The organism is Collinsella sp. AM13-34, from assembly GCF_003473055.1.
GTDB lineage: Bacteria > Actinomycetota > Coriobacteriia > Coriobacteriales > Coriobacteriaceae > Collinsella.
In genome coordinates this window covers 1-11,497 of sequence record NZ_QRLE01000035.1, presented here as the reverse complement: position 1 = coordinate 11,497, position 11,497 = coordinate 1, and the positions used below count along the sequence as shown (strand labels likewise).

The following is an 11,497-nucleotide window of genomic DNA, read 5'->3' as shown; positions in this document are numbered from 1 at the left end:
ACGGGGTTGTTGCCGAGGGCGTTGCCGCCGAGGGCGACGACAATACGATCGGGCTTGCCAAGAGGCTTAGACATTGCTGGAATCCTTTCTGTAAAAGGCCTACAACCCATTAATAACCCGCGTCCGTGCAATACGCGAGTTTATTAAGGTTTATATTCTCTTTATCGCTCATTTTATTCATTTTGAAAATAGTTTAACGGTGAACGGTCGTTTTTACCCGCTCAGCGTAAAGAAGCCCAGCTCACACATGTTTACGTCATCTACGTGCGACTTTATTTAATTAGAGCAGTGATTGGGCCAGATTATGCAAACTATATCTTTGCTAAACACATAACGGACACTGCAATTATTTACTCGCACTATACGAGATTCTATGCACTTGCAAGACAAGTATGCACCCCTGCAATAACACGGGGCTTTTCATCCAACAAAAGGGATAGCCGAACGCGCTTCACTTTGCGGCAAGCGATTGTGAGTTCGCAGTATGGAACTTTACCGTCGGGTACTGCATGAACGCCGTCGACGCCCTCTCGCTCCTGCGCGCCCAGGCAATCGAGAACATCAGCGGCGTCCCCAGTCTTTTTGCATGGCACCGCGCCGGCTCGATGGCTCTGGGACCTAAGCGAATCTTTGCTATCTGCCAATTTTTGTATGATTTGGGTCATTCCTATCTGCCAATTTTTGTATGATGAGGGGCAAATCTATTTGCCAATTTTTGTCATTGAGGGGTTTTATGCTACGCCGTAAGGTCACTGACAGGCTTTTGAGCTGGAAGAACAACTCCAATAAAGCGTTGCTTGTTACTGGTGCGCGTCAGATTGGCAAGAGCTATGCGATTCGAGCGTTTGGTAAAGACAACTACGCGTCGTATTTTGAGGCCAATTTGCTGCTCGATGCCGAGGCAAGAGATGTGCTCATTGGCGCTAAGAACGCCGTTGACTTTATCAACCGCGTGGCCCTTCTTGCGGATGCACCGCTTGTTGAGGGAGATACGCTTATCTTTGTCGATGAAATACAGGAGTATCCGCAGATCGTCACGCTCATGAAGGCGTTGGTCGAGGACGGGCGCTTTAGCTATGTCTTCTCGGGGTCTATGCTTGGGACTGAGTTTAAGGGGATCTCTTCTTTCCCGGTGGGGTATGTCGAGCACATTGTTATGCGGCCAATGGATTTTGAAGAGTTTTGTTGGGCAAACAGCATCAGCGAGAATGTGCTTGCAGACATCCGCAGCTGCCTTGTCGAGAGGCGTCCCGTCGAAAACTATATTCATGAGGTGATGCTCAAAAACTTTAGAGCTTATATCGTTTGCGGCGGCATGCCGGAGGTCGTACAGAACTATATCGATTCGGGTTATTCACTCGTGAGGACGCGTGAGCTTCAAATTCAGCTGGTCGATCAGTACAAAAGTGATATCTCTAAATATGCATCGACTCGAGCGTTTAACGTTCGCGCGATTTTCGAACAAATTCCCGTTCAGCTTGAGGCGGAGTCCCATCGCTTTGTTGTTTCATCCCTGGGCGAGGGGGCTCGCCTTCAAAAATACGAGCAGGATTTCCTATGGCTGGTGAACGCGGGCGTCGGTTTGATGGTCGCCCAGGTGACGGAGGCCCGAAGTCCTCTTAAGAGGACAGAGAAGGCGACCGCCTTTAAACTATACGAGTCTGATACAGGCATGCTCGCATCACGGTATCCCGGCAGCACGGCACGCGCTGTCTACCTTGATATGAAAACCCCCAACCTCGGCGGTCTCTATGAGAACGTGGTCGCGCAGGAGCTTGTCGCCCTTGGAACTGATGCATGGTACTACCAGACACGCGAGGTCGGCGAAGTTGACTTTGTGATCGAAGGCACTCGCGGGCACGTTGTCCCAATCGAGGTCAAATCGGGCAAGAAGGTTCGAGCCCATGCGGCCCTCGACCGTCTGATGAGCGTGAGCGAGTACAAAATCCCCGAGGCCGTTGTGCTAAGCCACGAGAACCTCAGCAAAGAGGGCAAGGTTCTGTACGTTCCAATCTATATGACATTCTGCCTCGATGAGTTTATGGAAAACGACGACCCCAACAACGATTTCTCGTTTGCACCCATATCCCTCTAGGCCATCTGGGTCCGCAACCAGGTCCCCCTCTATGCCCAAAGCCGCGAAACAGCGACCGGGACAAGGCACCCCACCAACCACGTCCTTCATCAGCCCACACAATCTGAGGACGTAGTCGTAGCAGGATCTGAGGGCTGACCTTCGCGGACACTCCGCAGGACGAAAGAACCCCCGCCGCACGTAGTGCGCAGCGGGGGTTCTTTCATGTCCGAGGACGTCCGCGAAGGTCAGCCCTCAGATCCTGCGGTGGGAGACCTAAGCCTCGTTGTACACCGTCTTGAGCTTCAGCAGGTGAGCGTAGCGATCCATAGCGGCCTGCTCGTTCTCCTTGAAGAGCTCCTCGGCGCGCTCGGGGAAGGAACGCGTCAGCGAAGCGTAACGGGCCTCGTTCATCAGGAACTCCTGATAACCGCCCGCGGGCTCCTTGGAATCGAGCGAGAACTTCTTGCCGGCAGCAGCCTCGGGGTTGAAGCGGAAGAGGTTCCAGTAACCGCACTCGACAGCCTTCTTCATCTCGGCCTGGCAGTTCTGCATGCCGCCCTTCTTGATGGAGTGCATCTCGCAGGGGCTGTAGCCGATGATGAGGGACGGGCCGTCGTAGGCCTCGGCCTCGTGGATGGCCTTGAGGGTCTGAGCCGGGTTGGCGCCCATGGCGACCTGCGCCACGTAGACGTAGCCGTAGCTCATGGCAATCTCGGCCAGGGACTTCTTCTTGGTCACCTTACCGGCAGCGGCGAACTGAGCAACCTGGCCCAGGTTCGAGGCCTTGGAGGCCTGACCGCCGGTGTTGGAGTAAACCTCGGTGTCGAAGACAAAGACGTTGACATTGTGGCCGGAAGCCAGGACGTGATCCAGGCCACCGAAGCCGATGTCGTAGGCCCAACCGTCGCCGCCGAAGATCCAGAAGGACTTCTTGGTGAGGTAAGCCTTGTCGGCGAGGATTGCCTTGGAAGCCTCGCAGCCGCACTTCTCGAGCTCGGCAACGTAGGCAGCGGCAGCGGTCTTGGAGGCCTCGGCGTCGTTGACAGAGTCAATCCAAGCCTGGCCGGCAGCCTTGAGCTCGTCGGACGGACCATCGGCGGCGATGATCTCCTGGGTGGCGGCAATCAGCTTGTGCTGAACAGCCTCATAGCCCACGGCCATGCCCAGACCGTGCTCGGCATTGTCCTCGAACAGGGAGTTGTTCCACGCCGGGCCGTGACCGTCCTTGTCCTTGCAGTAAGGAGCGGTGGCAGCGGGGTTGCCCCAAATGGAGGAGCAGCCGGTGGCGTTGGAGATGAACATGCGGTCGCCGGCGACCTGGGTCACCAGACGTGCATAGGCGGTCTCGGCACAGCCGGCGCAGGAGCCAGAGAACTCCAGGTAGGGCTGCTTAAACTGGCTGCCCTTAACGTTGGCCGCGATGAGCTCCTTCTTCTCGGAGACGTTCTCGACCATGTAGTCCCAAACGGGCTGCTGGTCCATCTCCTGCTCGGTGGGAACCATCTCGAGGGCACCCTTGGGGCAGACCTTGACGCAGTTGGTGCAGCCCATGCAGTCGAGCGGGGACACGGCCATGGTGAACTTCATGCCCTTGGCCTTGGGGCCCATGGCGTCGAGCGTGCGGGTAGCCTCGGGCGCGGCGGCAGCCTCGTCCTCGGTCATCGCGAACGGACGGATGGTGGCATGCGGGCACACATAGGCGCACTGGTTGCACTGGATGCACTTGGTCTCGTCCCAGTGAGGAACGACCACGGCGACGCCGCGCTTCTCATATGCGGAGGCGCCCAGCTCAAACTGGCCGTCGGCGCAATCGACAAAGGCGGAAACGGGCAGGCTATCGCCATCCATGCGATCGATGGGCTCGAGCAGGTTCTTGACCTGCTGGGCGATAGCGGACTTGGTCTCCTCGGAGAGCTCGACGGGGGTGGCATCCTCGGCGGTTGCCCAGTCGGCCGGAACCTCGAACTTACGGAAGGCGGTAGCGCCGGCATCGATGGCCTTGTGGTTGGCGTCGACGATAGCCTGGCCCTTCTTCATGTAGGACTTGGTAGCCGCGTCCTTCATGTACTGCAGGGCGTCCTCGGCGGGCAGGACCTTGGCCAGCGCGAAGAAGGCGGACTGGAGCACCGTGTTGGTGCGCTTGCCCATGCCGACCTTGGCCGCCAGGTCGATAGCGTCGATCAGGTAGACGTTGACGTTGTTGTTCGCGATGTAGCGCTTGGCCACGGCGGGCATGTGCTCGGCGAACTCCTCGTCGCTCCACTGGCAGTTGACCAGGAAGGTGCCGCCCGGCTTGACGTCGCGGACCATCTTGAAGCCCTTGACGATATAGCTGGGGTTGTGGCAAGCGACAAAGTCGGCCTTGGTCACGTAGTACGGCGAGCGGATCGGGGAATCACCAAAGCGCAGGTGCGAGACGGTGACGCCGCCGGTCTTCTTGGAGTCATACTGGAAGTAGGCCTGAACGTACTTGTCGGTGTGGTCGCCGATGATCTTGATCGAGTTCTTGTTGGCGCCGACGGTACCGTCGCCACCCAGACCCCAGAACTTGCACTCGATGGTGCCGGGGGCTGCGGTGTTGGGCGCATCCTCGGCCTCGGGCAGGCTCAGGTTGGTCACGTCATCGACGATGCCGATGGTGAACTCGCGCTTGGGCTCGTCCTTCTTGAGCTCCTCGAAGACAGCGAACGCGGACGCGGGAGGCGTGTCCTTGCTGCCCAGGCCGTAACGGCCGCCGACGACCTTGATACCCGTCTTGCCGGCCTCGTAGAGAGCGGAGACGACGTCCTGGTAGAGCGGCTCGCCGATGGAACCCGGCTCCTTGGTGCGGTCCATAACGGCAATCTTCTTGACGGTCTCGGGGAGAACGTCGACAAAGTGCTTGATGGAGAACGGACGGAACAGGCGAACCTTGACCAGGCCGACCTTCTCGCCGTGAGCGTTGAGGTAGTCGATGACTTCCTCGAGCACGTCGCAGAAGGAGCCCATGCACACGACGACGCGATCAGCATCGGGAGCGCCGTAGTAGTTGAACAGGCCGTAATCGGTGCCGAGCTTCTCGTTGATCTTCTTCATGTAGCCCTCGACGACGGCGGGAAGCTCGTCGTAGACCTTGTTGCAGGCCTCGCGGTTCTGGAAGAAGATGTCGCCGTTCTCGTGGCTACCGCGGGTGTGCGGGTGCTCAGGGTTGAGCGCGTGATCGCGGAAAGCCTGGACGGCGTCCATGTCGCACATCTCGGCCAGATCCTTGTAGTCCCACATGGCGACCTTCTGGATCTCGTGGCTGGTGCGGAAGCCGTCGAAGAAGTTAAGGAACGGGGTCTTACCCTCGATGGCGGCAAGGTGAGCCACCGGCGAGAGGTCCATGACCTCCTGGACGTTGCCCTCGGCGAGCATGGCGAAGCCGGTCTGACGGCAAGCCATGACGTCGGAGTGATCGCCAAAGATGTTCAGGGCGTGGGAAGCGACGCAACGCGCGGAGACGTGGAAGACGCCCGGGAGCTGCTCGCCCGCGATCTTGTACATGTTCGGGATCATCAGGAGCAGGCCCTGAGAAGCCGTGTAGGTGGTGGTCAGAGCACCGGCGCCCAGCGAACCGTGAACGGTACCGGCTGCACCTGCCTCGGACTCCATCTCGACGACCTTGACCGGGGTGCCGAAGATGTTCTTGCGACCCTGGGCCGCCCACTGGTCGACATGGTCGGCCATCGGGCTGGACGGCGTAATGGGATAAATTCCCGCTACCTCGGTGTACGCATACGAAACATATGCGGCCGCCTCGTTGCCGTCCATAGACTTAAACTTACGCGCCATATACCCCTCTCCTCTCATATAGGTATACAGGCCCCGGCGATCGCCGGGATGTTGGCGTGATGGGATTTTCGTTGTTGCTTCCAATCATCTGGCAGGCGGACTCAGCAGCAGGTACATGGCGTGGAGAGAAGGCATGCCGAGGCGAGGAGGGCTGCACGCGCTCCACAGGCCCAGCCACCCGTCTTGCACATGACCGAGCGCCGCAAAGGCCGCATGCCGGATGCTCCCGGGCACGCCCCGGCGATGGGAAGCGCCCGCAACGGAAATCCGCATGCGGGTTTATTGTACCCCGCCGTCAAGTGTAATTTCGGCAAATATAGGCGGGCGGTAAAGGTTTGCCCCGGGTGACCGCCAAGGGGCGAGATTGCCCCTCCATCCCCGGGCGACTGGCTCTGGCACGCCAAGGAGTGTCCCCGAGTGCCGGCAGAAAAGGAACGTCCCTAACTGCCGGCTAGAGGGCGCCAAGGAGGATGGCGTAGGTGGTGGATTCGCCGAGTTTGAGCTCGTCGCCGGGGTTGAGCTGGGCGGAGCGACCGGGCTCTACTTGAATACACACGCTCGTGGCCCCGTTTACCACCACGGTGCCGTTCGTGGATGACAGGTCCTCGACAAACCATGTGCCAGAATCGTCGCACCAGATATGGGCATGGCGGGCCGAGACATCGTCGCCGACATCGGTGATGTCGCCCTCCCCCGTTGCCAGCGCGCCGACCTCGACGCCTTCCTCACTCGGCTGGATCCAGCGCGGGGCGCTCACCACGTAGCCGTTTTGCACGCGCAACAGTCCCAACGGATGCGCTGGCGCGGCCTCGTGCTCGCCCGCGACCGAAGATGTGCTCAGCGAGCGCGGCGTCGACGTGGCGCCGCCACAGGTCGCATGAGCGTAGTCGATGGCATAGGTCACCGACGAGCGGACATCTGCCGAGCAACCCACGGCGACAAACAGCACCAGGATGGCCTCGGCGCGCTCGGCGGGCATGAGCTCAGCCGCCTGCGACAGGCGCTCGAGCGCATTGCGATAGAGATTCGTGTCCTGATGGCATTCCTCGAGTGCCCGCACCATGGGCTCGCCAGCCGGGCCGCACACCATATTGGTCACGGCCGCGGCGTCCATGGGATTGCGACGGCGCAGGGCCAGCTGCGACATAATGCGCGCGGCCGAGGTGCCGTAATCGGCAAAATAACGTTCCTGCAGCGTGCCGACCGGCGCGCGCACGATAAAGCGCGAAACCCAGGAGCGATCGGCGGCACGGCTCTGCGGACTACGGCCGTCGGCGAGCGAGCGGCTCGAGAGCACCAGGCCGCACAGTTCGATATGGCTCAGGTGCGCTGCGCGCTTAAAGATGTCAAACATTGCCCCGCACGGGGTGAGCTCGGCTTGAGAAGCCATGGCTTAGCCCTCCTTGGTCGCAGAGATAGTGTCGGATACTTCGGCCGGCCCGCCAAAGGCGCGGGCAGCCGCGGCTCCGCCGGCAAGCGGCGTCGCCATGGGAATTTTCACACGTCGCGCTGACACGACGGGAAGCTCAAAGGCAAACCCCATCGCCAGCAAAAACCACGTGAGCGCATAGGTTGCAATTATGGCGGCCACCAGGCCATCCGCCACGGCATGCTGGGAAAACACGGTACATGCGAGTGCAGCCAGAGCCGGGACCTCGCAGGCGGAAAGGGCCAACACGCCCTGCAGGAACCCCGCGCGGCGATTGCGCGCCAAGGCTCCGGCGGCAATGCCCACCATGCCCGGCAGCGCCAACGCCAGCGCGGCGATAATGGCTGGCAGCTTCCCGGACCACATAAGCGGTCCCACGATGAGCGTCACATGGGCGCCCGACGCCAACAGCGCCGCTGATACCACGACCACAGCCCAAAGCACGCCGCATACCGCCGTCGCACCAACCATCGCCGCGCGCCGGGCCGTGTGCCCCGATACCTCCATCGGGCACGGCATGAGCGGCTCGGCGCGAAGCGAGCGGGCGACATTTTGCGCATAGTGGTCACAAAACGCCGAAAGCGCCGCCTCCACTGCAGCCGGCTCGGGACGATCTTCCTGGTGACACGACAGACAGGCCATCACCACGTCGGACAGCTGCGCATCGACAAACGCCAGTGCATCGCGCAAGTCCTCGGAATTTGGATCGAGCCCCAGCTGCTGAGCTTGCTCGGCCGCGGCAAGTGCCACATCGGGCTCGCGTCGCAGCAACTGCGTCAAGTCGCAACCGGGCGCGTGGGCGCCGACGGGATAGTCGGGCAGCGTATCCATCTTGAGACGGTAGGGACTGGCGATATCACGCGTCTTCTTGCGCGAGCCCGAGGTCCCCGACGCGCCCGGTGCCGCCTCATACGGCGCGACGCCGGCGATGAGCTCGTAGACCGTACTCGCCGCTGCATAGACATCGATCGCCGGCGACATGCGAAGCATGCGCAGGTCGGGAATATCGTCGGTGAGCATCTCGGGCGGGGCGTAAGCCACCGTCGCGCGGCGCAACGTGGCATAGCGCTCGGTAAACGACGCCTTGCCGCCGGCGCCGGCCACCGCAGAGGCGGGCTCGAGCGCCAGCGACGAGCCAAAGTCGATCAAGCACAGGTCGAAGGTGCCTTCGGCAAGCTGTCGGTCGAGCGGCAGGCGCGCCGTGCGCACCATAATATTAGCGGGCGAGATATCGCGATGGACGAACCCCTCGCCTACCAAGCTCATGCGGCAGAGCAGATCGAACAGGTCGCGACCCAGGCGCGCCGCCACGAGCGGCGACAGACGCCCGGCATCGTCCACGGCAAGGCGCGAGCGCAGGCGAGCGAGCGTCTCGCCCTCGACCCACTCCATGACAATCGCGGGCACGCCGTCGACCTCGCCCCACCCGTACAAGCGGGGAAAGCCCTTAAGGCCCGAAAGGGCACGATGGCATTCATATTCCTCGCGAAACGCCGCCTTGAACTTGGTGGCCAGCGCCTCGTGAGCAGCATCGTCGTCGAACTCATCGCGCGCCGGCAAGATGAGCTGTTTGAGCGCCACGGCCTCGCCCTGCGCGTTGACAGCACGCGTCACGCGGCCGATACCGCCGCGGCGCATGGTGGCGTCATCGGCAAACAGCATCGTAAAACGGCGCAGGTAGGCGGGAAGCTCGTCCGTGCCCAGGGCGACGGCCGGCTCAAACCCATCGACGCGCGCCAGGCGCAGGCCCACCATGGGATCGTGGGCAAGCGATTGGCTTGTGGCGGAAACAAGATTGGTCATCATAGAGCGATCGCCGCCACATTGTTATTGAAGTTGTTGAGCGCGACGTTATCGTCGCCGTAATGTCCGACCCATTGACACAGGTTTGTGTAGCAGCCCCAAAGGTTGGCGAATTGTCGATACCACTTTGACTGGGGAGGAAACGTCTGCCGGCCAAACTCGGCACGGATAACAAACATGTCATTGACCAGGCTGTCGCACGGTCCGGTGTCGCCCGTGGCGTTATAGGTCGACACCACGCTATTGGCGCGGGCGACATAGCCATCGAGCATGTTGTATTTGGTCACGAGCCAACTGTGGATACTCTCCTCCTCGGCAGCTGAGAGGCCACCCGAGCCCGCGTCGCCGCCGGCACCGCCGTCCGTCGAGCCACCACTCGAAGATCCGCCGCCAGAAGCGGAGCCCGAACCGGAACCGCCGTCCGAGCCCGACGAACCGGTGCCAGAACCGGACCCATCCGAGCCGCCGGGTTTACCCGCCTGCTGCGTACCCTGTTCCTTCTGCTGCTCCGCCTTGTTAACGATAGATGCCACGCTGTTGTTGGAAAGCTTCGTGATGACCTTGGTGTTGGTGAGCACGATGGTCTTGCCGTTTGCCAGTGTGATCTCGTTGTCCGATGTTTCGGGACTGTCCGCATCGTCGCCACCGAACACAACGTGCGAGACCACGCTCGCCCACGCATATCCAGTTGTCGTTCCCAAGTCGCTTTTGGCCTTGCGCCCAATATGCAGATCGCGCGCAGCATGCGCCTGCACCATGGATGGTACCGTCACGCCATAAGCCGAAACACTGGCTATGACCAGCACGAGCGAGCAAGACAGCAGCACATACGCCCGAGGCGCCAGGCCCAGCCGGCGTCGCATGCGCACCGCGGCGCCATGCTTTGTCTGAGTGCCCCCGGGCCGCATGCGTTCTCCTCCAACAAAAACACGCCGCTTAAAAGCGGCGCATTCTTTCATATCCACGTTTGAGTGTATCAGCGAACCCAAAAGGTTGCGCAACGAATGGGCAAATACGAGGTGCGAGTTGACCCATCCACGCGATAAGCGGATGAAAAGCAGGTTTGTTGCACAACAAATAAATGAACGCGCGCCCAATTATGAGTGCCCCGTGCGGCAGGCCGACGGGACATGCCGCGAAGCTGACGCCGCTTAGATCGCGCGGCGGGCCTCGATAGCGCGGCCAAGCGTAAGCTCGTCGGCATACTCCAAGTCGCCGCCCACGGGAAGGCCGCTCGCAAGACGCGATACCTCAACGCCCAGCGGCTTGATGGTGCGAGCGAGATAGCTCGCCGTGGTCTCGCCCTCGATATTGGGGTTGGTGGCGATAATGACCTCGTGGATATCCTCGCGGCCCAGACGCGCCAGCAGCTCGCGGATATGCAGCTGCTCGGGACCGATCTTGTCCATGGGGCTGATCACGCCGCCCAGCACATGGTACAGGCCATGGTAGCTGCCCGTGCGCTCAATCGCCTGGACATCGCGCGGCTCGCCCACCACGCAGATACGGGTGGTGTCGCGCATCGGGTCCTGGCAGATGGAGCACTCGTCGGCCGTGGCGTAGTTAAAGCAGCGGCTGCAAAAGTGAACCTCCTGCTTAACCTCCAGGATGGCCTCGGCCAGGCGACGCGCCTCCTCGGCATCGGCCTCGAGCAGGTAATAGGCGATGCGCTGAGCCGACTTGGGGCCAATGCCCGGCAGGCGGCCCAGCTCATCGAGCAATTTTTGCAGGCTATGGTTGGCACTCATATATATGCGCGTCTTAGAACGGCATGCCCGGGATGTTGAGGCCGCCAGTGATGGCGCCCATCTGCTTGTTGGCGAGCTCGTTGACGCCGCGAACGGCCTCGTTGACAGCAGCCATGATCATGTCCTGCAGCATATCGACGTCCTCGGGATCGAGCGCATCGGGATCGATGGTGAGGTTGACGAGCTCCATCTCGCCGTTGACGGTCACCTTGACCATGCCGCCGCCGGCAGAGGCGTCGACGGTCTGGGACTTGAGGTTCTCCTGCGCGGCGGCAAGCTGCTCCTGCATCTTGCGGGCCTGCTTCATCATCTGCTGCATGTTCATACCGGCCATGATGGCTCCTTTACGTGCGGCCGCACGCCGAGCTGCAAGGGCAGCCGGAGCACGGCGGGACTTTCAAACTCAAAAATCGTACCACGGCGCGAAGCCAGCAAGCGGGGCGGACACGCTACCTCAGTCGATATACATGTCCTGGAGTGCAAGCCACGCCCGAAGATTATGCAAAGTTGAATAATTCGCATCTGCATAATATCGAAAGCTAAATCTTGTAGAGCCGGAACCCGGCATTTTCTGCATCCAGCTAGATAGGGTTGATTTCCGATCTCAGCCGAACACATTGAGCAAAT

General features: G+C 60.8%; 7 protein-coding genes. 1 reads left to right on the top strand and 6 read right to left on the bottom strand.

Annotated features, from left to right (window positions below):
• Positions 1 to 733 precede the first annotated feature (733 nt).
• The gene (locus DW151_RS09910; RefSeq protein ID WP_158571695.1) at positions 734 to 2,095 is read left to right on the top strand and encodes an ATP-binding protein; all 1,362 of its coding nucleotides are present in this window, start codon (positions 734 to 736) and stop codon (positions 2,093 to 2,095) included.
• A 255-nt stretch (positions 2,096 to 2,350) separates the two neighbouring features.
• On the opposite strand, the gene nifJ is transcribed toward DW151_RS09910, so the two are convergent.
• From nifJ to DW151_RS09880, 6 genes are all read right to left on the bottom strand, one after another.
• Positions 2,351 to 5,890 carry a pyruvate:ferredoxin (flavodoxin) oxidoreductase gene (nifJ, locus tag DW151_RS09905; RefSeq protein WP_118335654.1) on the bottom strand — a complete coding sequence of 1,180 codons (3,540 nt, stop codon included), beginning with the start codon at positions 5,888 to 5,890 and terminating at the stop codon, positions 2,351 to 2,353.
• A gap of 451 nt (positions 5,891 to 6,341) precedes the next feature.
• Entirely contained in the window at positions 6,342 to 7,280 is a 939-nt protein-coding gene (locus DW151_RS10680) for an FHA domain-containing protein (RefSeq protein ID WP_199579943.1), read from the bottom strand.
• A gap of 3 nt (positions 7,281 to 7,283) precedes the next feature.
• The gene (locus tag DW151_RS09895) at positions 7,284 to 9,125 is read right to left on the bottom strand and encodes a hypothetical protein (RefSeq protein ID WP_118335652.1); all 1,842 of its coding nucleotides are present in this window, start codon (positions 9,123 to 9,125) and stop codon (positions 7,284 to 7,286) included.
• Complete coding sequence (locus DW151_RS09890) at positions 9,122 to 10,030, bottom strand: hypothetical protein (protein WP_118335650.1); 909 nt, start codon at positions 10,028 to 10,030, stop codon at positions 9,122 to 9,124. Before DW151_RS09890 ends, DW151_RS09895 begins: the two co-directional genes overlap by 4 nt.
• Before the next feature lie 243 nt (positions 10,031 to 10,273).
• On the bottom strand, positions 10,274 to 10,870 hold the full coding sequence (gene recR / locus DW151_RS09885) for a recombination mediator RecR (RefSeq protein WP_118335648.1): 597 nt from the start codon (positions 10,868 to 10,870) through the stop codon (positions 10,274 to 10,276).
• A 13-nt stretch (positions 10,871 to 10,883) separates the two neighbouring features.
• A complete protein-coding gene (locus DW151_RS09880; protein ID WP_006235174.1) occupies positions 10,884 to 11,204 on the bottom strand; it encodes a YbaB/EbfC family nucleoid-associated protein in 321 nt (106 codons plus the stop codon).
• Positions 11,205 to 11,497: the final 293 nt, after the last annotated feature.